The 22,270-nt window shown below is 44.0% G+C and carries 24 protein-coding genes; 10 read left to right on the forward strand and 14 right to left on the reverse strand.

Features of this window, described 5'->3' with window-relative positions:
• Nucleotides 1-23 precede the first annotated feature (23 nt).
• The gene (locus IAE45_RS02575) at nucleotides 24-428 is read right to left on the reverse strand and encodes a MerR family transcriptional regulator (RefSeq protein ID WP_096741333.1); all 405 of its coding nucleotides are present in this window, start codon (nucleotides 426-428) and stop codon (nucleotides 24-26) included.
• Between the two features lie 75 nt (nucleotides 429-503).
• A complete protein-coding gene (locus tag IAE45_RS02580) occupies nucleotides 504-1,484 on the reverse strand; it encodes an aldo/keto reductase (RefSeq protein ID WP_200124797.1) in 981 nt (326 codons plus the stop codon).
• Between the two features lie 209 nt (nucleotides 1,485-1,693).
• Between IAE45_RS02580 and IAE45_RS02585 the strand changes: the two genes are divergently transcribed.
• Nucleotides 1,694-2,059 carry an HIT family protein gene (locus IAE45_RS02585; RefSeq protein ID WP_074931717.1) on the forward strand — a complete coding sequence of 122 codons (366 nt, stop codon included), beginning with the start codon at nucleotides 1,694-1,696 and terminating at the stop codon, nucleotides 2,057-2,059.
• Between the two features lie 66 nt (nucleotides 2,060-2,125).
• Here the strand turns inward: IAE45_RS02585 and IAE45_RS02590 are convergent, their stop codons facing one another.
• Genes IAE45_RS02590 through IAE45_RS02600 form a run of 3 tightly spaced genes read right to left on the reverse strand, consistent with a single transcriptional unit; the run spans nucleotide 2,126 to nucleotide 6,338 of the window.
• Nucleotides 2,126-2,974 carry a PRD domain-containing protein gene (locus tag IAE45_RS02590; RefSeq protein ID WP_077454460.1) on the reverse strand — a complete coding sequence of 283 codons (849 nt, stop codon included), beginning with the start codon at nucleotides 2,972-2,974 and terminating at the stop codon, nucleotides 2,126-2,128.
• 20 nt (nucleotides 2,975-2,994) lie between these two features.
• Entirely contained in the window at nucleotides 2,995-4,458 is a 1,464-nt protein-coding gene (locus IAE45_RS02595; protein ID WP_200124799.1) for a glycoside hydrolase family 1 protein, read from the reverse strand.
• 47 nt (nucleotides 4,459-4,505) lie between these two features.
• Nucleotides 4,506-6,338: a beta-glucoside-specific PTS transporter subunit IIABC gene (locus IAE45_RS02600; protein ID WP_200124801.1), complete on the reverse strand. Its 1,833-nt coding sequence runs from the start codon at nucleotides 6,336-6,338 to the stop codon at nucleotides 4,506-4,508.
• A 335-nt stretch (nucleotides 6,339-6,673) separates the two neighbouring features.
• Here IAE45_RS02600 and IAE45_RS02605 point away from each other — a divergent pair, with 335 nt between their 5' ends.
• The 8 genes from IAE45_RS02605 to IAE45_RS02640 all read left to right on the forward strand — a co-directional run bounded on the left by IAE45_RS02605 (nucleotide 6,674) and on the right by IAE45_RS02640 (nucleotide 13,978).
• Nucleotides 6,674-7,564, forward strand: coding sequence for a dihydrodipicolinate synthase family protein (locus IAE45_RS02605; protein ID WP_200124897.1), 891 nt, complete (start codon nucleotides 6,674-6,676; stop codon nucleotides 7,562-7,564).
• Between the two features lie 22 nt (nucleotides 7,565-7,586).
• Complete coding sequence (locus IAE45_RS02610) at nucleotides 7,587-8,234, forward strand: HD domain-containing protein (RefSeq protein ID WP_200124803.1); 648 nt, start codon at nucleotides 7,587-7,589, stop codon at nucleotides 8,232-8,234.
• Nucleotides 8,235-8,547: 313 nt separating this feature from the next.
• Nucleotides 8,548-9,612 carry an ABC transporter permease gene (locus IAE45_RS02615; protein ID WP_005235249.1) on the forward strand — a complete coding sequence of 355 codons (1,065 nt, stop codon included), beginning with the start codon at nucleotides 8,548-8,550 and terminating at the stop codon, nucleotides 9,610-9,612.
• 11 nt (nucleotides 9,613-9,623) lie between these two features.
• Nucleotides 9,624-10,340, forward strand: a complete 717-nt coding sequence (locus tag IAE45_RS02620) for an ABC transporter ATP-binding protein (RefSeq protein WP_005225713.1) — start codon at nucleotides 9,624-9,626, stop codon at nucleotides 10,338-10,340.
• The gene (locus tag IAE45_RS02625) at nucleotides 10,337-11,824 is read left to right on the forward strand and encodes a phytoene desaturase family protein (protein ID WP_200124805.1); all 1,488 of its coding nucleotides are present in this window, start codon (nucleotides 10,337-10,339) and stop codon (nucleotides 11,822-11,824) included. Before IAE45_RS02620 ends, IAE45_RS02625 begins: the two co-directional genes overlap by 4 nt.
• On the forward strand, nucleotides 11,814-12,737 hold the full coding sequence (locus IAE45_RS02630) for a phytoene/squalene synthase family protein (RefSeq protein ID WP_200124807.1): 924 nt from the start codon (nucleotides 11,814-11,816) through the stop codon (nucleotides 12,735-12,737). Before IAE45_RS02625 ends, IAE45_RS02630 begins: the two co-directional genes overlap by 11 nt.
• A gap of 2 nt (nucleotides 12,738-12,739) precedes the next feature.
• Entirely contained in the window at nucleotides 12,740-13,300 is a 561-nt protein-coding gene (locus IAE45_RS02635) for a TetR/AcrR family transcriptional regulator (protein ID WP_200124809.1), read from the forward strand.
• 99 nt (nucleotides 13,301-13,399) lie between these two features.
• A complete protein-coding gene (locus IAE45_RS02640) occupies nucleotides 13,400-13,978 on the forward strand; it encodes a TMEM175 family protein (RefSeq protein ID WP_010747949.1) in 579 nt (192 codons plus the stop codon).
• A gap of 106 nt (nucleotides 13,979-14,084) precedes the next feature.
• Here the strand turns inward: IAE45_RS02640 and IAE45_RS02645 are convergent, their stop codons facing one another.
• From IAE45_RS02645 to IAE45_RS02680, 8 genes are all read right to left on the reverse strand, one after another.
• Nucleotides 14,085-15,089 (reverse strand): sugar kinase, encoded by a 1,005-nt coding sequence (locus tag IAE45_RS02645; protein ID WP_140964961.1) that lies wholly within the window; start codon nucleotides 15,087-15,089, stop codon nucleotides 14,085-14,087.
• A 9-nt stretch (nucleotides 15,090-15,098) separates the two neighbouring features.
• Complete coding sequence (dagF, locus tag IAE45_RS02650; RefSeq protein WP_200124811.1) at nucleotides 15,099-15,848, reverse strand: 2-dehydro-3-deoxy-phosphogluconate aldolase; 750 nt, start codon at nucleotides 15,846-15,848, stop codon at nucleotides 15,099-15,101.
• On the reverse strand, nucleotides 15,845-16,951 hold the full coding sequence (locus IAE45_RS02655) for a DgaE family pyridoxal phosphate-dependent ammonia lyase (RefSeq protein ID WP_200124813.1): 1,107 nt from the start codon (nucleotides 16,949-16,951) through the stop codon (nucleotides 15,845-15,847). The genes dagF and IAE45_RS02655 overlap by 4 nt, the downstream gene beginning before the upstream one ends.
• Entirely contained in the window at nucleotides 16,935-18,047 is a 1,113-nt protein-coding gene (locus IAE45_RS02660) for an amidohydrolase/deacetylase family metallohydrolase (protein WP_200124815.1), read from the reverse strand. Before IAE45_RS02660 ends, IAE45_RS02655 begins: the two co-directional genes overlap by 17 nt.
• A 4-nt stretch (nucleotides 18,048-18,051) precedes the next feature.
• Nucleotides 18,052-19,146 (reverse strand): DUF871 domain-containing protein, encoded by a 1,095-nt coding sequence (locus IAE45_RS02665; protein ID WP_200124817.1) that lies wholly within the window; start codon nucleotides 19,144-19,146, stop codon nucleotides 18,052-18,054.
• 1 nt (nucleotide 19,147) lies between these two features.
• Entirely contained in the window at nucleotides 19,148-19,399 is a 252-nt protein-coding gene (locus IAE45_RS02670) for a hypothetical protein (RefSeq protein WP_200124819.1), read from the reverse strand.
• 27 nt (nucleotides 19,400-19,426) lie between these two features.
• Nucleotides 19,427-20,725 (reverse strand): PTS sugar transporter subunit IIC, encoded by a 1,299-nt coding sequence (locus IAE45_RS02675; RefSeq protein WP_005225702.1) that lies wholly within the window; start codon nucleotides 20,723-20,725, stop codon nucleotides 19,427-19,429.
• A 304-nt stretch (nucleotides 20,726-21,029) separates the two neighbouring features.
• Nucleotides 21,030-21,515: a GNAT family N-acetyltransferase gene (locus IAE45_RS02680; RefSeq protein ID WP_086292127.1), complete on the reverse strand. Its 486-nt coding sequence runs from the start codon at nucleotides 21,513-21,515 to the stop codon at nucleotides 21,030-21,032.
• Nucleotides 21,516-21,686: 171 nt separating this feature from the next.
• Here IAE45_RS02680 and IAE45_RS02685 point away from each other — a divergent pair, with 171 nt between their 5' ends.
• On the forward strand, nucleotides 21,687-21,950 hold the full coding sequence (locus IAE45_RS02685) for a hypothetical protein (protein ID WP_086292126.1): 264 nt from the start codon (nucleotides 21,687-21,689) through the stop codon (nucleotides 21,948-21,950).
• Between the two features lie 117 nt (nucleotides 21,951-22,067).
• Here IAE45_RS02685 and IAE45_RS02690 read toward each other — a convergent pair whose 3' ends face one another.
• Nucleotides 22,068-22,238: a hypothetical protein gene (locus IAE45_RS02690; RefSeq protein WP_170924020.1), complete on the reverse strand. Its 171-nt coding sequence runs from the start codon at nucleotides 22,236-22,238 to the stop codon at nucleotides 22,068-22,070.
• Between the last annotated feature and the right edge of the window lie 32 nt (nucleotides 22,239-22,270).

A 22,270-nucleotide genomic window follows, 5' to 3' on the forward strand; every position in this document is an offset into this window, starting at 1 on the left:
TTCCATTGCAACAAATTCAGTCATTAAGACTTAGTGACTAAATTGGCTTTTCGTTGACGCAATCGTTCTTCTGTCGGTAAAACATGCTCATCATAATGTTCAAGTTTGTATTCTAAGCGCTCGACAGCTTCCGTCATATCAGAGATTTTCTCCCTCAGTACCGCTATTTGGTCTGCTAGGAGCTGCTTTCGTTCAGGAACCGTCTCTCGTCCTTCTTCAAATAAAGCCAGATAATGACTTAGACCCTCAATCGATAATCCAGCATTGCGCATTTGCCTTGCAAACGTGATCCACTTTAAGTCGTCATCATCAAATTCACGAACACCGTTTTTATTGCGTTTGACCGGCGGAATCAGCCCAATTTTTTCATAGTAACGGATGGTATCAGCCGAGACACCGCTCAGTTCACTGACTTTTTTGATATTCATGGCTTCACTTCCTTGTTTTGCATTTTTTCCTTGATCGTTTTGTATGCTACGAGCCAGAAGCCCTTTTGTTACTCGTTATACCGCCCCTACCACTGCATGAGGCAAGTAAGGTTCTTCCAAATACGCAATCTCTTCGGCTGTCAGCTTCAAGTCAAGGGCTGGTAATGCATCCAATAAGTGGCTTTCTTTTGTTGCGCCAATAATTGGTGCGACCACTTGTTCTTTTTGTAATAACCAAGCCAAGGCGATTTGCGCCCGTTTGCTTTGGTGTTTGTCAGCAATTTGTGCGACCCGCGCCACGATCTCCCGGTCTTGTTCCATCGTTTTGTCGTACTTTTGATTGGCGGTTTTATCCGTTAAGTACCGCTTGGTCTCTGCACCCCAATCTCTTGTTAAACGTCCGGCTGCCAATGGGCTATACGGCGTCACGGCAATTTTTTGATCGGCACACAAGGGCATCATTTCTCGCTCTTCTTCTCGATAAAGCAAGTTCAAGTGATTTTGCATCGAAACAAATTTGGTCCAGCCATTTTTTTCAGCGACTGCTTGCGCTTTGGCAAATTGCCAAGCATACATCGCGGATGCACCAATATAGCGCACTTTTCCAGAAACCACCAAATCATGTAAGGCCTTCATGGTTTCTTCAATTGGCGTGTGGTAATCCCAACGATGGATGATATACAAATCAATGTAGTCCATTTGCAGGCGTTTTAAGCTTTGCTCGACTTGATAAAAAATCGCTTTTCGGGATAAGCCTCCACTGTTAGGTCGCTGCTTCATTTTAGAATATAGTTTTGTCGCAACCACGATCTCATCCCGGGGCGCAAAATCATACAATGCTCGACCGACGATTTCTTCGCTCGCTCCATAAGAATAAACATTTGCCGTATCAAAAAAGTTGATGCCTAGATCCAAGGCTTTTTTGATGACTTCACGACTATCGTCTTCTTCTAAGACCCACTCATGAAAGCCGCTGTTGGGATCGCCAAATCCCATTGTCCCTAAACACAAAGGTGACACATCTAGTCCTGTATTGCCAAATTTTACATAGTCCATTTGTACGTCCTCCTGTTTTTTAAGTTACACTAAGCATACAGGTTGAAGTGCACTCTAAGTCAAGTGAATCTATAAACTTTTTTTATTTTACTCGCAAATGATCCAAAATGCCATTTCATTAGCATTGTGTATTCTTTTAAATCAGCTTTTGGTAAACTAAAACCAAGTATCGATTCGCTATCTAGCTGATAAAAAAGGAGCGGAAGATTTTGACTTGTATTTTTTGTACTGCCTCAAAACATGCGATCATTGAAAACGAACGCTTTTATGCGATCGCTGATAAATACCCCGTCACCCCTGGACACCTGCTATTGATCCCCAAAGCGCATCGCAGGGATTATTTTGCCCTCACCCAAGAGGAATTACAAGACTTGCAGGCCTTGTTGCAGGAAGGCAAAGCCTATTTATTGGAAACCTATCGACCAGACGGCTTCAACATCGGCTTCAATTGTGGGGAGGCTGCTGGACAGACGGTCTTTCATTGCCATTGTCATTTGATCCCACGTTACCAAGGCGACGTGGAGCAGCCAAAAGGTGGCGTTCGAGGCGTGATTCCTAACATGCAAGCCTACTAAACCCAAACAAGCCGTTTCCTCCAGTGAAGGGAAACGGCTTGTTTGGGTTTGTTAAAATAAGGACGCTTAGGAATTGATCGCTGAATGGTTCATCAACCGATTGATATGAACGCCTAGATAGACGATTTCATTGACAGGGATCTTCGTTTGGTATTCTTTATCGATATAGGCTTTGACTTTTGTCGCGATCTCCATAGCATTTGGATAAAGAGCCCACATTTGACGGTATAGTCCTTCATCTTCTTCTTGCAGCAGACCATCCAAAAAGAACCGGTCAACGAAGAAACGCACGTGGGTAATAAAGCGATTGTAATGGATCGAATTGGTGTTGACGTCTTGCTGGATCGAGTAGCGCACCATATTGACGATCAACCCGATCAATTTGGCTTTTTTCAGCCCATCTTGATTTTCCTCGGTGTTCGACTGGGCATTGATCAAATGAAACGCGATATTGGAGGCTTCTTCTTCTGGTAGATCAATTTGATACTGCTCTTTCAACAAACGTAGTGCCTGTTCGGCGGCTCGAAATTCCTCCGTATAGTAATTCTTGATTTCCCAATAGAGCCGATTCGTCACACTCAAGCCTTTTTGCTGACGTTCCACAGCAAAGTGCAAGTGATCCGATAAGGTGAGGTAAATCGTTGAATTTAGCGGATATGGCAGCATTTTTTGCGCTAGCTGAACGATTTCTTTGGTCATTTCAAAATAGTACAACGGAATCTCATCCACCAAATCGGCAAACTGACCCGATTTTTTTTCATCGATCGGCAGAAAAACTTGATCGATCTGGGTATCGGCTATGCTGTCGCCGACTTTTTTTCCATAGCCGATCCCTTTCCCAAGTGCAATCATTTCTTGGCCTTCCTTATCAACAAGTACGACACTTGAATTTAAGACTTTCTTGATGTAAATCATGCACTCTCGCTCCTCACTGTTTATTCTGCCAAACTTGCGCCATTGGTGGCGATCACTTCTTTGTACCAGTCGAAGGAATCTTTTTTCAAACGGTCATAACTGCCATTACCTTCATCATCGGCATCCACATAAATGAAGCCATAGCGTTTCGTCACTTGTGAAGTCCCCGCACTGACCAGATCGATCGGTGCCCATGAAGTATAACCAATCAAATCGACCCCTTCATCGATGGCTTCCTTCATTTGTTTGAAATGTGCCTTGAAATAATCGACCCGATACGGATCATGCACGTGCCCATCTTCGAGGATATCAATGGCCCCCATGCCATTTTCAACGATCATCAATGGCACTTGATACCGATCATACAATGAAAGCAAGGAGATTTTCAAGCCTTTAGGATCGATCTGCCAGCCCCATTCAGTTGATGGCAGCTTGGGATTTTTTACTCCTAAAACTGTATTACCTGGCGTCCGTTCGGCATTTGGATCACCAGATTCAGCCATAGACATATAATAGCTAAAGGAGAGAAAATCAACGGTGTGATCTTTTAAGATTTGGCGGTCTTCTGGTGCCATTTCAATCTTGATGCCGCGTTTTTCCAGATCTTTTTCAATCATTCGCGGATAAGCACCTTTGACTTGAACGTCTGCATAGAAATCATTTTCTAAGTTTTTCTTTAAGGTCAATTCAACATCCAGTGGGTCACAAGTCAATGGATAGGTCATCAACTTCGTGATCATACAGCCGACTTTGTTGTCAGGATTTATCTCATGGGCGATTTTGGTCACTAATGAACTGGCCACAAATTGATGATGAAGGGCTTGATACACATCTTGCTCTTCCTTGCCAGCTTCTGATTGCTCAGGAATGAGGCCTGCTGTCGTAAAGGGATGACGATGGATACTGTCGATTTCGTTAAAGGTCAACCAGTACTCCACGTATTCCCCGAATTCTTCAAAACAGACGGTCGCAAAGCGGACAAAGTCATCGATCACTTTGCGTTCCACCCAGCCATTGTACTTCAAGCTCAGCGCGAGCGGCATCTCATAGTGAGACAACGTTACGATCGGTTTGATCCCCAAGCGCTGCATTTCTTGGAAGACACTGCGGTAAAAAGCGATCCCTTCTGGATTAGGTGTCGTTTCTTCCCCGGTTGGGAACAAGCGGGTCCACGCAATCGACAGGCGCAGTACTTTAAAGCCCATTTCCGCAAACAAAGCCAAATCTTCTGGATAGCGATGATAGAAATCGATCCCTCGGCGCTTTGGATAAATGGTATCCGTTTGATCCGCCATTGCTTCTTTGACGGCATCAACAGTCACACTCATGTGTGCTGCATAGTTTTTCACGTCGACATGCGGTTTGTAAGTCGCTACATCTGCCACCGACAAACCTTTGCCGCCAAGATCCCAACCTCCTTCTACTTGATTTGCGGCGATAGCGCCGCCCCATAAGAAGTCCTTTGGAAAAGTTGTTTTAGTCATTTGTTCAATCTCCTTTTTACATTGTTTTTGTTGCATTGCTCATTTGTTTAGACGAGCGGTGCAATCGATAGGACACCATGGTCGCTTTGATCATCGGTTGATTCGATCGTTTTGACCGTAAAGTTTTCTTGATTGGTGACCACACAGATCACGATTGGATCAAAACCAGCTGCTTTGATAGCCTCGAGATCAAATTGGATCAGGGGTTGCCCTTGGTTCACTTGATCCCCCGCTTTTACGTAAGGGGTAAAGTGTTTGCCTTCTAATTGAACGGTATCCAAGCCGATATGAAAGAGCAATTCTGCGCCATTACGGGTTTTTAACCCGATCGCATGGTTGGTTTCAAACAGCATCGTGATCTCGCCATCTTCTGGTGCGATCAATTCGCCAGACGTCGGGATGATCCCGAACCCTTCTCCGATCATACCGCTTGAAAAGACTTCATCATTGACTTCAGATAAAGCTACCACTTGGCCTTCTACTGGTTTACTCAATACTTCGGCTTTCGGATCGGCAACAGTCGTCTTATTTTCTACCACTTTGTCTTTGAATAAGAAAAGGACAAGGACGAAGGAAACAGCAAAGGATACCCCTAACGTGACCAAAGCCCACACAAGATTCATCGGGTTGGCTTCATCAACGAACATAGTGATACTTGCTAGACCGGGACCAACTAATGCGAAGGCCTTGATGGCAAACAACCCCGCCACTGCACCACCAACTAGGCTGGAAGCCATCACGCCGTAAAGCACTCGTTTATGCAGGATCGTTACCCCATACAAAGCAGGCTCAGTGATCCCAAAAAGGGCGGAGATGCCTGCAGAAACAGCGGTTGAACGAAGTTTTTGGTCTTTGGTTCGAACACTCACCGCAAAACAAGCACCGGCTTCTGCGATGTTATGTGCCAATGAGGCAGGCAAGTATAACAGTTCTGCCCCCATCTCACTCATGGACGAAACAGCATAAGGAATCATGGCTTTGTGCATACCGGTAACCACCATCAATGGTAAAACAGCGGCTAAGATCCCTGTTGCCACCCAACCTAAATGGGCATACAGCCAAATGATCGCTGCTGAGAAAATCGTTCCGACTTCAAAGCCTAATGGGCCTAAAATCAATAAAGCAACTGGAACCGTAATAACTAAGCTCATCATCGGAACAAAGAAGATACGGATCGGTTTTGGTGAGATTCGGGTAAACAGCTTTTCAATTTGAGCGTAAAATAAAACCGTTAAAATTGCTGGAAATACTTGTGACGCATAGGCGATATTTTGTAAACCGAAGCCCATGAAGGATGCGCCATCTGTCAATAGTGTCGTTAGTTCAGGCAAAATCAAGGCACCGACAGCGGAAACCGCCACCAATTGGTTGACCTTTAATTTATTTGCCGTGGTGATCGCCACTAAAATCGGTAAGAAATACAATGGTGCGCCACCGATCAGATTCAAAATTTGATACGTCTGGCTCGTATTGTCCATCAATCCAGTGACAGAAGCAAGTAATAGTAAGGATTTCAAGACGCCCCCACCAGCGACCGCTGGAATCAACGGTTGAAAAATCGAGATAATAAAATCAAGCAGGACCGCCCCCCACGATTGTTTTTGTTTCGCTTCACTTCCTCCATCCGCTGTTAGCTCATGACCTAACACGTTCATCACCTCATCATACACTTCGACGACATCATTGCCGATGATGACTTGGCATTGGACATTTTGTCGCACACCAATCACACCAGCGACTTTTTCCAAGGCATCTTTTTGTACGAGGCTATTGTCTTTTAAAGTAAAGCGCAAGCGGGTGGAGCAATGTTCCAAATGTGCGATATTTTCTTTTCCGCCAATCAACTCAACGATGGCAGTTGCCGTTTCTTTTACATTCATAATTTTCTTCTCCTTTAATTAGTTTTCCTTTGTTGGCCAAACAAAGAAAAAAGCAGGCAGCACCTACAAAAACATTGAACGGAATCCAACGATCCCTTCCATGTTTTTTATAGGTCCTGCCTGCATTACCAGTCACATGCCTGTTTTATTACTTGCATAATACCATGCTTTTTTTGAAAACGCAACCACCGTTTTAAAAAATTTCGCTAAGCCTTTTGCTGAAACGAGAAGTTTGCTACACTTAGTGGATAATCAGTTGTTTTGTCTTACTAGGCTTGCACTATAAGCAAGAAGAACATCGCTGGCTAAACGTATCTCAAGAAAGGATGAATCGGATGACTCCATTGAATCACTCACTGCATGTTGCCGTCCCCACAGCATTTGATCATGAAGAAAGACTTGACACGAAAAGGACGATTGCCCATATCTTGCAGCTGCAAAAACTAGGGATCAAATCGGTTTTGGTGTGCGGCTCCACCGGTGAACAACACTCATTGACTTTAACAGAAAAAAAACAGCTTCTACATGCCTTAGCGCAAGAAACCAGCTGGCCAGCCGATTTCGAAGTCCTCTTTGGTTTAGCTGGCATCGTATTTCATGAAACGCTCGCGTTGGCAGAAGCAATCAGCAAAAATCCCCGAATCGATGGTGTGGTTTTAGGCTTTCCCCCTTATCTTTGCCTGACCCAAAAGGAAGCCGTGTTCTACGCTCAGGGATTGATCCATACTTGCGAAAAACCAGTTATTTTATACAACAATCCCCGCCGCACGGGCTTTGATTTATCTGCAGAAAGTCTCTTGACCTTGATCGCTGACCCTCGGGTGATCGGCTTAAAAGAAGCTGGTAGTAAGGAGCGAGTGCCTCAACTAAAAACAAAGACGGCTGTCGATTTTCGCTTTTATGCCGGTGGTGAAGCGGACTTGGCGGAAAAGGTCGCACTAGGGTTTAACGGGCTGTCATCAATGGCAGCCAACCTTTGTCCCAAGGAGGTCCAGGTGATTTGGCAAGGGTTACTCAAAGGTGTTGCAACGATTCCTACGTCGAATGAATGGCAGAAAATGGAACAAGCAGCTGCCGGCGATCCAACAGATACCATCAGCTATCTTCCGTGGCTTAAGCAACAAATCACCATTGATGGACAGCCCTTTGGCTTTTGTCGTCAGCCGCTAGGTCTAGAAACGAGTGATCGGTTTGGCACTGGCTCAATTCCCTCTGATCTAGCATAAGAAAGGCAGGAGAACCAGACAAATGAAGATTGATCCACACCTAAAGCACTATATTGAAAGCTCCATCATCCCGCAATACAACCAATTGGATAGCAGTCACTCCCCAGCGCACGTCCACCAAGTGATCCAAAATACTTTTGAGATTGCTGAAACATTGCCTGTTGACCTGAATATCGTCTATACGGTAGCTGCCTACCATGATATCGGCTTGCTCTATGGCCGCAAAAACCACGAAAGCAATTCTCGCAAGATCGTTGAACAAGATGCTGTGTTGCCACGCTTTTTCTCTCCTTCAGTCATTTCAATGATCGGTGAAGCTGTAGAAGATCATCGCGCCTCGCTGCCCTATGAGCCTCGCTCGCTTTATGGCAAAATTATTTCCGAAGCCGATCGCGACTTAGATTTTGAGCGAATCCTCAAGCGAACCTTGCTTTTTGCTTATGAGAAAAAGCAGCTCACAGATTTAGAACAATTGCATCATGAAGCGTATCAGTACATTTCAAAGAAATACGGTCCTCAAAGTGAGCTGAAGGTTTGGTTGGATTATAGCAAAAACCAAGACGGTTTGGCGATCATTTATCAAAAATTAGCACAACCTGAAAGCTTCCGTCACTCCTTTGAAAAAATCGTGCCGTTCGTTATCGCTACAAGTGGAGAAACTGACAAGTAACAATTCATTCCAACAACTTTCTTTAAAATAGAAACCCTCTGATTTAGCGTCGCTTCTGTGTGTGCGCTGAATCAGAGGGCTTTTACTGTTATTCTAGTTCTTTTTTCACTATAGTCCCCCCTCTCCTTCACTGCTCCCTCGCGCCTATTGAAATCAGGGAGCAGCAACTGGTTTTCTTCAATCAACAGACGCCCCTTCTACATAACCTCCTTTTTTTAACCGAATTTACTCTTTGTAAGCAAGATAGTTTGCTGAAAATAAAAAAAATGGTATTTTTATTTTATCAAGTGATAAAATAGTAGGAGGAATCGTTATGTTTTTGGCAATCAATGAAATACGCCATTCCAAATTGCGTTACGCCCTAGTCACAGGGGTCATGTTTTTAATCGCCTATTTGGTCTTTTTTTTAACTGGGTTAGCTTACGGGTTGGCTCAAGATAATCGGATGGCGGTCGACAAATGGGAGGCAGATCAAATTTTGTTGACCGAAGAAGCAAATGATAATTTAAACATGTCGATGCTTCCTCGCAGTCTTTATGATGAAGTCGATGCACCAGAAAAAGCAGTTTTGGCGCAAACCGCTGGGGTTGTGACCAAAGAAGACAACGGTGAAAAAGTCGATGTCACCTTTTTCGGCATTGATCCAGATCAATTTTTAGCACCAAATATTACCGATGGCGAGATGTTTGCGTCAGATGATGAAGCGGTCGCCGACAGCAGTATTGAGGAAGAATACGGGATTTCCATTGGTGACACCATCAAATTAGCCGGCAGTGACAAAAAATTAAAAATCGTCGGTTTTACAGATAACGCCCGCTTCAGTGTCGCTCCGGTCCTCTACACGTCGATCGGTGCCTATCAAGAAATTCGTTTTGAAAAAGAAGATGATTCTGAAAATGCCCGTATCAACGCGATCGTAACTCGTGGCAAAATCAAAGAAGTGCCAGATGATCTGGTCGCTACGGATATCAGCAAATTTATTAATGAATTGCCTGGTTACAACGCACAAGTGCTGACCTTTGGCTTTATGATCGGGTTCTTGATCGTGATCGCTGCCATCGTTATCGGAATTTTCATCTATGTGCTAACGATGCAAAAATCAGAAATTTTTGGTGTCATGAAAGCTCAAGGGATCTCTAGCCGCTACATTGCTTTTTCAGTGATCGCCCAAACGTTCTTATTGGCAACCTCAGGTGTTTTGATCGGTGGGTTGGCAACGATCGGTACCGCCCTCGTGTTACCTGCGGCAGTGCCTTTCCAAATCAATCTATTATTCTTTGCTAGTATCAGTGTCATGATGATTCTGATCGCGATGCTAGGTGCTTTCTTCTCGGTACGAACGATTGTAAAAATCGACCCATTGAAAGCAATCGGATAGGAGGAAAAAACATGAGTGCCATTGAATTCAAACAAGTCAAAAAATCATTTAAAGATGGGGACGCGACGATTGAAGCCTTGAAAGAAACCAACTTCTCGGTAGAAAAAGGCGAATTTGTCGCCATCATCGGTCCTTCCGGCTCTGGGAAAAGTACCTTTCTAACGATCGCCGGTGGTCTGCAAGCCCCCTCTGAAGGCGAAGTGTTTATCAATGACGAACCCTTCAGTAAACAAAAAGAAAAGCAACGGGCAAAAACTCGTTTCAAAAAGATCGGCTTTATTTTACAAGCTTCCAACCTTGTCCCTTTTTTGACGGTCAAAAAGCAACTTCAATTGGTGGATAAGGTCAGCAAAGAAACCCAAGAGCAATCAGCAACTGAATTGTTTGAACAACTTGGGATCGAAAAGCTGCAGAACAAATACCCCGATGAACTTTCTGGTGGTGAAAGACAGCGTGTGGCTATTGCCCGAGCGCTCTATCATGATCCCACCATCATATTGGCAGATGAACCAACGGCGAGTCTTGATTCAAAAAAAGCCGTAGAAGTCGTCAAAATCTTAGCAAAAGAAACCAAAGAAAAACAAAAAGCCACCATTATGGTGACCCATGATACCCGTTTAACAGATTATTGTGATCGGGTTCTCGTCATGAAAGATGGCGTTTTAGAAGAAAAAGAACACACGAAAAAAGAAGCCGAATCAGATGATTCGCAGAAGGAGCAAGCATGAAAAAAATTATTGTTGTCGGTGCGGGCGTGTCAGGATTAGCTGCTGCTGTCCGTTTGCAAAAACTTGGCTATGACGTCACCCTCTACGAAAAAGAAGGGCAACCTGGGGGCAAAATGAATCAGATCAAGGAAAACGGCTTTACCTTTGATGTGGGCCCCACCATCGTGATGATGCCGGAAATTTATCGTGAAGTGTTTGAATTTGCTGGCGTTGATCCGAATGACTATATTCCTATGGAGAAAGTCGATCCGATGCTGCAGCTGTATTTTGCTCAAGACGAACCGCTGACCTTCTCAAATGACTTAGTAGAATTGACCAAAACCCTCGAAGCGATCTCGGAAGAAGATGCTCAAGGCTATTTTGCCTTTTTAGCAGATATCTACAAACGCTATGTGATCGCCAAAGAGTCCTTCATCACCAAATCATTTCGGACATGGCGAGACTTTTACAATCCCAAATCCTTATGGGCAGGGTTAAAGCTGCGGACGTTTAGTGACGCCTACTCTTCTATTTCTAAATTTGTCAAAGATGATCGCCTGCGAAAATCATTGGCGTTTCAAACCTTGTATATCGGTGTCTCCCCTTACCAAGGGCCGTCCCTTTATACCATCATCCCTATGATCGAGTTGATGTATGGGGTCTATTTCATCAAAGGCGGCATGTATACGCTAGCCACTGGGATGGCACGTTTGTTCCAAGAATTAGGCGGTACGATCCATTACAATACCCCGATCGATGAATTATTGATCGAAAACAAGCAAACCAAAGGCGTTCGTGTCAATGGAGAAACGATTACCGCAGATGCCGTGATTTGTGCGGCTGATTTTCCTTATGCCATGGAAAGCTTGATTCCTGATGAATCAAAACGCGGCAAATACACCAATCAAAAAATCGCTTCGATGGATTATTCTTGTTCTTGTTTCTTGCTTTATTTAGGTCTGGACAAAAAATATGAGGATAGCGCACTCCACAGCATTTATTTTGCCAATGATTTCAAACGCAATGTAGACGATCTTTTCGAAGCTGGCAAACTGCCAGAAGATCCTTCCTTCTACTTGTATCGTCCAACCCTGAAAGACTCTTCCTTAGCACCTGATGGTCAAGAAGGTCTTTATGTTTTAGTCCCAGTGCCTGAATTATCTAAATTTGATCAATGGACGGATGAAACGATCCAAAGCTACCGCCAGCAGATCATTGGATTATTAAAAGAAAAAACGATCTTTACGGATATCGATGAACACATCGTGTATGAAAAAATGTATACGCCAGATACGTTCAATGACCGGTTCAATGCCTACAATGGTGCGACATTTGGGTTGAAACCAACCTTGGCGCAAAGCAATTACTATCGTCCCCATAATAAATTTGATTATGCAGAAGGTTTATACTTCTGCGGCAGCAGTACGCATCCGGGAGCGGGTGTGCCAATCGTGATGCAAAGTGCCAAGTTAGCTGTGGAGGAGTTGTTAAAAGATGACCGTTAAATCATTAAGCGTCTTTGATGAATACGACAACGATTTTTTATACTGTGAGGCCATCATAAAAAAGCATTCAAAAAACTTTCATACCGCCTTTTCTCAATTGCCAAAAGACAAAGCACGCGCCGTCTATGCCGTCTACGCCTTTTGCCGACGCGCCGATGATGCCGTCGATGAAAAGCAAGACCCTTTGTTGATCGAAGCCATGAAAAAACGCTTGGAAGAAATGCAAAAACAAGTATCAGACGATGCGATCGACTTGCCGCAAGCCGTCAAAGAAGAAGATCCTGATGAAGCCATTTGGCGGGCATTGACCCTTTCTTTCCAACAGTTTGATCTGCAGTTTCAACCCTTTTTCGATCTATTGGTTGGGCAAAAACAAGACCTTGACTTCCAGCAGCCCACCTCTGAAAAAGAGCTTTCTGACTATAGTTACTACGTAGCTGGCAGTGTGGGTCTGATGCTCTTGCCGATTCTCTCGCAAGCAGCCACTGCGATTCAAGAACCCGCCATCAAATTGGGTGAAGCGATGCAGCGCACCAATATTTTACGTGATATTGGCGAGGATCTGCGGATGGGCCGCATCTATTTGCCGCAAACGGTCTTGGCGCAATTCAACCTTTCGCGAGAAGCATTAGCCTCTGGCAATCAAAACCAGCAGTTTATCGAGATGTGGGAACACGAGGCGCAACTGGCAGAGACGCTTTATCAAGAATCTTTTGTCATGATGCCGCAAATCGATGAAGATTGCCGTGAAGCTCTATTAGCAGCTGCTTTGATCTATCGGGAAATCTTGACTGTGATTCGCAAAAACAACTATCAAGTCTTTGCTGAAAAAACAGCGGTACCGAAACAACGGAAAATCCAACTTTTGTTCACCGCGAAAAAAATGCTTCGTCAGGAACGTTGGGAGGGCTGACTTTGAACTTGCGGGAAAAAATATTACGAGTCGCAGAAAACCTGTTTATGCAGCAGGGGTATCAAGCAACTTCTACTAGACAGATCGCAGAAGCCGTCGGCATCACCCAACCCAATCTTTATTATCACTTCAAAGGCAAAGAAACCATCTATTATGAAGTGATGGTCTCTTTGGCACAAGAGGTTTCTGGAAAGCTAAATCAGACCGTTGAAGATACTTCCTTGACGATCTCTGAAAAAATCTTGAACATGTTTCTTTTTTTAAGAAGTCGGCATCGCATCAATTTTTATATGATGATGCACGACATTCAGCATACCGTTTCTGAGGATACTTCAAAAAAACTCTACTTGCTTTGGCGGAAAAATTACAAGGAACCGTTTCTTGACTTGTTTCGTCGCAGCGATTCCAATCTCCGTTCGGATGTCGACCCAGAATTTGTCACCAGTCAATTGTTAGTACTGATGGCGGCTCATTTGGACTCACCAGAAAAAGAAGACAAGATGCCAGAAGCGATCGATTTGTTTTTATTCGGTGCACTAGGCAATGGGCCAATTGCGAAATAGCTGGAACGTTGGCTTTTGTCCCGAGAATAATCATTCGACGAATTTCTGACAATCGCGTACACTGATCCAGTAAACAGAAACTTAAAAGGATGGATGTACATGTCAAAAAATCGAATCGAAGCCTTTACCGATGCGGTCATTGCGATCGTAATGACCTTATTAGTATTGGAATTGCACCAGCCCGAAGGCGATACCTTTGCTTCTTTTTTAGGAGTGGAACAGCAATTTATTATTTATTTGATCAGCTTTGTGATGTTAGCGATCTACTGGAACAATCACCATCATCTATTTCAAGTAGTATCTAAAATCGACGGTTGGACCTTGTGGGCGAATCATTTATTGATCCTGGCACTGACCCTCTTTCCTTTTGTAACGTCATGGGTCAGTCGTTATCCAGTCGCTCTTGCCCCACAGCTACTATACGGGGCTGTCATTTTATTGACGGATTTCAGCTATTTCCTAGTTGGAAAATCCTTGGTTCGTGCCAATCCTGACAATCAAGCCATCGTAGAACTGTTTCGCGGATATAAGAAACTCTATTTTACATTGTTTATCAATGTGCTGGCATTGCTCCTCGGCTGGCTGATCCATCCCCTATTCATCATCACGCTGGATAGTCTCGTGCTATTATTGTGGGTGATCCCTGAGAAAAAAGTAGAAACCTTTTTAAAACAATAAAAACACTTGCGTCCTTCTCCTAAAAGCGATGGATGATTGCGCAAAAGCAGCCGATTGGTCTACTTTTGCGCAGCCATCCCTCAAGAGAAGGACGCAAGTGTTTTTTCTAGCGAATCAAGTCTTTCCCAGGTGCCTGTAAGACTTGTTCCACTTGTTCTTTGGTGGTTAAGGGAACATCTCCCAGCATCGTATGAGCCAAAACTGCATTCGTGATTGCAAAATCAGCGGTGCGTTGGAGTGACCATTTTTCGGCATAGCCTAATAATACGCCAGCGGCATAGGCATCCCCTGCCCCGATCCGATCCAAGACTTGCAGCAGCTGCGGTGCCGTTTCATAGGCATCCTGTACCGTAATGATCCTTCCGCTGATAAATTGCTTGTCTTCCACGGCTAGACGCCGTGTCCCACAGAACCATTCTAGTTGATACTGGTCAATAAAGGATTGGATCAACGCAAGCTCGGCGCCTTCGGTTTCCTCTAAGGGATAAGCCAATAGCTCCTCCAAGTCACGGACAGAGCCGAAAACTAGGTCACAATAGGGTAGAATCGTTTCATACCGCTGTTTCAGTACCTCCCGATTTAAATCTTCATTCAAGCTTGGACGGAAGTTGAAATCAAAGCAGACGCGAATCTGCTTGGCATGGGCCTGTTTCGCCAAAGCCAATGCAGTTTGCCAGGTTTTCTCAGTCAAACTAAGTGAGATCCCGCAAATATGAATGAGATCGACCGTTTCTAAAAACCCATCGATGGCATATTCTTCTGGACCTGAAACACCAAAGGAACTATGATGGCGATTTTGATACGTCACATAGGTCGGACGAGCGCCGTAGCCGATCTCGGCGAAATAACTGCCGATATGACTATATTTTTTGCCAACAAATGCCGTTTGAATCCCATAGGAACGCAAGCTGGCTTTTGCCGTATCTCCTAATCGGTTGGCTGGCACCTGTGTCAGCATCGACGTCGTCAAGCCGAAATGCGCCAAATTACCTAACAGATTGACCCCTGTTCCCGTAAAATCCATCCGCAAAGAGTGGGTCTGTTCCAATGTTCGATATTCTGGTGGCGTCAACCGCATCATTACCTCACCGTAAGCACCGATCCGCATCATTGATCCCCCCTATTTGGCTGCTGCCAACACCTTTTTCGTCATTTCTGCTAATGTCTGTACATCTTCAGGGCGTGTGTCCCCTGTTTCGCCATCGATGATCGAGCTGTAAATATGGGGAATGATTTTTTTCACGCCTGCATCAACAGCGATCTGCAAGATTTCTTCAAAGTTTTCTAAATCGATACCGCCGGTCGGTTCCAGATAAAAATCATTCGCAGCACAAGCTTCGGCTACCGCTTGATATTCTGCTTTATGAGCCAACCCTTTCATTGGAAAATACTTGATAGAACTAGCGCCCATGTCTTTTAATAAAGCGATCGCTGTTTCGACTGGGACTTCTGCAGCTGGAGTTTGTGAACTCAATGGTCCAGTAGCAATATTGACATAGCCGACTTTTCCCGTTGGTGAAACAAGGGCATTGACGATCGTTTCAGATTGTCCTAGCAAAGCTCGTGAGGTCCCCGCTCCCGTGAACACTTGGTTAACATGCTGTGGCTGTAGAACAGCGGAAATTCGGGAGACCATTTCACTTTGGTTGGGGTCGCCAGCACCAAGCCCTACAGAAAGGGCATTATTTGTTGCCGCTTGATAATTCTTCATGTCTGCGATGGCTGCTTCATCGCTAGCATAGTTTTTTGATAAAACACCTAGGACGATGTTGCCCTCTGCTGCTTCATAACAAGCTTTCGCATTTTCAATGGAGTTTGCTAACACATTTAGGCAGACACGGTCAGCGAAATAATTGGGTGAAGTTTTCATTTTTGGGTTGCTCCTAACATAATTTCTTGTAAGCGATCGGTGATCACTGCCATTTCTTGTTCATTGACTGCACGGATATCAAATTCAATAATGCCGTTATTGGCTTGGTATTCACGGGTATAAATCGCTGGTTCTCCCGCTTTTAGCGCGTCGATCACTGCTTTGGCACTTGGTTCTTTCACTTTGACACTGGCCCGATAAATATCTCTGCCGGCGCTGTCTTGAACGATTTTTGCTTCGAAACCAGTGATTTCATTGATTGCCGCAATAAATGGTTGCAGACGCTCTTGCATCGAAGCCCCAGATTCTGTTCCCTCCGCTAGATAATCCGTCACGGCTTGGGTAAATCCGAGAATATTGTCTTTACCGATTTTCATTGCTCGACCAATCCCTTTGGATTGCAGGCGTACCCAAGAGACATAGGGCTGCTTGCCGATCACTAAGCCAGCACTTGGTCCTGACAGTGCTTTCGCACCTGAATAGATCACTAAATCAGCACCGGCTTGGGTATAGGCAAACAAATCTTCCTCAGCAGCCGCATCAACGATCAATGGAAGATCGTGTGCCTTGGCAACTTGGGCCGTTTCTGCTACTGTCAACATACTTTTTTGAACGGTGTGATGACTCTTTATGTAGAGGATCGCCGCCGTTTCGGGCGTGATCATCTGTTCAATGTGCTCGGGTGTACACATATTGGCATAACCTGCTTCCACGACTTTCCCGCCGCCTTGCGCCACCATCACTTCCACTGGTGTGCCATAATCTACGTTGTGGCCTTTGGGCAAAATGATCTCCCGTTTACTGATTTTCTCACTGTAAGGGTGGTACAAATGATAGCTGTCGCCTTGACCGATGAGTGCCGCCACTGATTGGGCGATCCCCGCTGAAGCAGAAGAAACGATCTGTGCATCTTCCGTTTTCAACAATTTTGCCAAATAGGCACCGGTTTTTTCTGCTAGATCTGCCATTTCAAAGAAATGTTCCCCGCCATAGCGCTGGGCTACAAGTACGCTTTCGCTGACTTTCGAGACACCTAGAATCGTCATTTTGCCAGAAGCATTGATGACTTCTTTCAAGCCTAATTCTTCAATATTCAGTGTCAAAAAGTTCCCCTCCTATCACCGCTTTTTGCGGCACGATCTGTTGTGTCGTGATTCGGCGATTGCCGTTAGAATCCGTCAATTCCTTTTCGCCCGCTTCAAAGCGGAAAATCGTAAAATCAGCATCATACCCCAATGCGATCTCGCCTTTGTTCTGTAAATGAAATTGCTTCGCAGGGGCACTGGTCACCTTCTCGATGATCTCACGCCAATCATACCCTACGACCGCTAATTTTTCCATAGTCGTCGCTAAATCAAAGACTGGTCCATTGGTACGATTGCGGATGTAAATATCCGTACTAATGGAAGAAGCCTTCAGCTGATTGGCAAAAGCCGTCTCCGCCACATCAAAATTGAAACTGTCTGTCCCATGACCAATATCAAAGACCAAGCCTTTTTCATAGGCAGCAAAGACGAAAGGCTTGATGGTTTGGTGCGTCTGATCCAAAATCCCATTGGCTTTGCCGTTAAAGCAATGGGTCACCACATCTCCTGCTTCCAATTCAGCGAGAATCTCTGCTAAATTCGGTGGTGCTGACCCAATATGGACCATCAGAGGCAGCGGTTGATTTTCAGCCTGGATCGCTTTGGCTAATTTCAACGGTGTGATGCCATTTTCGCCGATCACCGTTTTGCTCATTCGGGCTTTGATTCCGACGATAAAGTCAGGAAACTTCTGCAGCGCTTCTTTGACCAATTCTTTTTTGACTTTTGACAGATCCGCAAGTTCATCCTGCTCTACGATCCCCCATTTGGAAATATTGACTAAAGCAAAGACATTGGTTTTGGCTTCTTTGGCTAAATCATAAAACCGATGGATATTTTCGGCGCCAGTCGTCCCCGCATCGATAACGGTCGTGACACCTTGTTTGACACCGATCTCGTCTGGATAATCATAATAGAGCGTCATTTCCTCGAAACAATGGACATGGTCATCGATCCAACCGGCTGACAAGAACTCCCCTTCTGCTAAGGTCAGCTCTTGTTTCGCCTGCTCCTGTAACGTAGGTGCCAAGGCAGTGATTTTGCCGTCTTGAATCCCAATATCAAATACTTTTTCATCGATTGTGCGAGCTTGACGAATAATCAAATCAAACATCTCATTACACCTTCCTCTCTGTGAAAGTGAATTTCGACCAAGGATGGATAAACGGCAGCAGAACTAACTCTTGTTCGACGATCGAACCGATTTTATTTTTTCGTGGATCTGAGTGGGGCTCCAGCACTACTTGTAGCTCGTTTTTGTACTTGCCAAAACGATCATTGCCGATCACAACATCCCCTCGTTGAAAGACGCCTTCGTGGTCATGGACAGGATTGTCATGGTTCTTATACTTTTTACGAACTTCTGTGGAACGGATCATCCGGTCAGTGATATCGCCTCGACGGTAATGCTGCTCGTCAAGGGCGATTCGGCGTTCAACTTCATTGATTTCAGGCACAAATTCAATCGCAAATGCCGTCTGGTAGCGATCAATCGCTCCTAGTGCCGCCAATTCTGCTTCCGAAGCATAAGCATTGCCGATAATGACATCGTCAATCAAGCCTGTGGCAAACAAATGCTTTGCGGCAGTTTCTACAGGCATTCTTCGGTGCATTTCTAAGGTCGGTAAGCCATCATTGATATCCCAAGGTCCGATCGTTCCCGTTTGAGAAGAGATAAACGCGGCGGTTCGAATGCCTTTTTCCTTGAAACGACGACTGCACTTCTCAAAGAAATTATAGGGCAAGGCAGTCCCTTCTTGCGGATAGAAATTGTGGCAGCCGTATAAGTAAGGAATGTTGGCTTGATAAGTCAAAATATTGTCTAAATACGCCACATCATTGCTCATATTCAATTCAACAGCTAAGCCAAAGGGATTGTAGGTCAACATCGCTTCTTTATTGCCGTCAAAACCTAAATCTAAACGAATCCCATCGGCTCCTAGTTCATGGAAAAAGGTCAAGTCATCATAGGAGATGCCTAGTTCAGAAAAGATGGCTGGTGCCACGTCTAAAATCGTTTCATAGCCTAATCCTTTGGCAAAATCAATCAACGCTTTAAATTTTTTCTGCACGTTTTCTTTGCCGTCACTCACTTCCAACATACTCATAAAAATGCGGCTAAAGCCATAATCATGGGCTAATTGCAGATAGGCTTTGTCTGTTTCAAAATCACTGTGATCGGGATACACCGATACTCCTAGTTGTCTTTTCAACTTATCTCATCCTCATTTCTTCATAAAAAGCAGTAAAACGTGTCAGTAAAAGCGAACTGCAAACAATCGTCGTCGTCATCGTCAAAAATGGTCCCCACGGAAACTGACGGCTCAGTAGGATCGCTGCAGCAACGCCAAGAATCCCGAACAAAAGCATCCGCCAAAACGGCACTTCTTGAATTTTTTTCCCTTGTGCTGATTTTGTTAACCAAATTTGACAACCAAAAAATAAACAAATGGCATAAATTCCCATGTTTGCACCTCACTTTTTTTGTCTTGCTTAAGCGGCAGTTTCTTCTTCTTGTTCGCGGGCAATCTGCTGTTTCTCAAAGACTTTAAAGAATGGGTAGTAGATTGCGAGTGTGATAAAGAAGTTGACGATTACTAAAATCGCTGCTGCGATACTCCAGTCCGTACTCATCCAGGCGGCGATTGGTGCTGGAATGGCAAACCCAAGTCTGGCAGCCATCATCGGTACGACGCCCGTAATGGTCGCGAAGTAAGAAATCGTTGTCGTAATCAACGGTGCCACCAAGAAAGGAATGCCTAAGATTGGGTTCATTACGATCGGTGCACCGAAAATCACTGGTTCATTAATATTGAATAGGCCTGGCAAGATGGACAAACGGCCCAATTGTTTCAAGTATTTTGATTTGGAGAAGAAGAACAAAACGACCAACGCTAAGGTCGTACCGGCTCCACCGATCCACACGAACCATTGTAAAAATTGTTCCGTAAAAATATTAGGCAATTCATGCGCATTGCCAGATGCTTGGAACGCTTCCATATTTTCAGCAATGGAAATATCCCAGAATGGACGAATGACAGGACCCATGATGGCTGGTCCATGAATCCCCAGTACCCAGAAGAAACAGATCAAGAAGACAGTCAATAAACCACCAAACAAGCTGTTACCAGCTAGCACGTCTTTTAACGGCATCAACAAGTTACTTAAAAAGCCATTGATATCAAAGCCTAACATATGACGGATCACCCAGAACAAAATCAGGATCGCTCCTCCAGGAATCAACGCCATAAATGAATTCGTCACTTCTGGTGGCACACCATCTGGCATTTTGATGGTGATATTTTTTACGATAAAGAAACGATAGATTTCAACGGACAAGATGGCCGTGACGATCGCGCCAAACAAAGAGCCTGACCCTAAATTTGCCACATTGATATAACGTCCCGCATCAATGATGCCTTCCACAGAATCAAAGACTCGCAACGGTGGTGCAGCGGTTACAAGAAAGGACATCGTTGCTAAGATACCCGCAGTCAATGAATCCAGCTTGTAGCTTTTGGCTAGCGATGAAGCAATCCCATACGTTGCATACAATGCCAATAATCCGACTGTATAACGAAAGGGAATATCCAAAACTTCCCGATACGGTTCGATCACCGCAGCGACTGATTCGATGGGAAAATTCAGTAAGATCGTGAAGAACGACCCAACGATCGTTAAAGGTAAAGTAGCGATGATCCCCTTGCGAATCGCTACCATGTGCCGTTGCATCCCCACTTTATTTGCAATCGGCATCAATTTCTGTTCAATAAATTCTACAAACCCTTTCATAATTGCCTCCTTAGTTTATAACATTATAATGTTTATACAAGGATAATAGCACAGAGCTTCCTTTGAGTAAATATGTTTTTTACGAATAGATGAAACTATTTTTAACAACTCAAAATAACATTTACTAAACGTAAATTTACACAGTATACAACTATTTTTTTGTGTTGATAAAGGATTTTTTGAATTAGCTAGATACAAAAAAACCTATTGGCAATGTTTTCCAATAGGCACGATATTAAAATAAAAAATAGTATTCTTGATTCATTAAATGTTTTTTTGTTTATCAAATGAATTTTCTACTTAATTAGACTTTCTTCTCATAAATAAAATCATCCATCACAAATCCCGAACCAATTGCAACGCTACGTTCAGAAATGCGCTTAAAGCCGCGATGCTCATAAACAGCGATCGCCTGCTGGTTTTGTTTGTTGACGTTTAAATGCAGCGTTTTGCCTGATGCGATCTCCTCATACCAATCAAAGACTTGGCTGGCATAGCCTTTGCCTCTAGTGGATTGATGGAGATACAATTTACTTAAATAAATCTGATGCTGCGTTTCTTCATACGCTGTATATCCTACTGCTCGGTCTCCTTCTAATAACAAAAGATAGACTGCTCCTTGCTGGACTTCGTTTTGAATTGCTGCTGGTGATTGGTAATGAGCCAGCATATACGCGACTTGATCGGACCCAATGATAGGTGTAAACACTTCTGGCCAGATTTCTCTGATCAAACGATCCAACGTTTGGAAGTCTTCTGGTGATTGAATGATTTTTTTTGTGATTGCCATAAGAACCCCTTCTCTCTGTTGCTGTAAGAAACAGAAACTCGTTTATAAATATCTCTATTATAAGGGAAGAAGCAAAAAAAGAAAGGGCACGTTGAATAATGCCCCCTAAAAGTCTCAAAAGATGGTAAACTAAAAGTGAAAAAATGGCTACGAAAAGGAGGTAGCAACACGATGCAACTCTTACAACTACTTTTACTGGCAATCATTTTTGTTTCTTTCTTCATGGCGTTGATTGGCTGGGTTTTATCGATGACCAATGGCTTAATCTTTTCTCGTTCTCCTCAGCAATTTAAAGCGCACGCTCATGATCCTAACTATGAAAAAGAGCGACAAGCAGGCAAGCGTTTGAAAGAGATTATATTCCGACGTATTGTTCCTTTAGGAATAGCTTCTTTGATCGTCTATGGGTTATTCGCATTATTAAACGTCCTTTAAAAGTTTTTTAAAAGACTCAAACAAATTTAAAAATAACCGGCATCTTTTCCTGTTGATCAACACTCCTTTCGCTTTTGCTGAGAGGAACATCAATGCGTAAGATGCCGGTTTGTTTTTTTATTTGCTTACTGCTGCTTTAGAGGCTTGAACTTTTTTCAGTAAAGCAAAGAGGACTTGGCTATCATCGATAGCCGCAATATATTGTTGGCAAAGTGCCATCATTTCTGTTTCATCCATTTTATCTAAAGAAATAACTAAATCATTTTCTACTACCTGTTTATTATTCATAAGGCTCCCTACTTTCTTCCTTTGTTACCTCT

The sequence above is a fragment of the Enterococcus sp. S53 genome, assembly GCF_016516865.1.
Classification (GTDB): Bacteria; Bacillota; Bacilli; order Lactobacillales; family Enterococcaceae; genus Enterococcus_D; species Enterococcus_D innesii.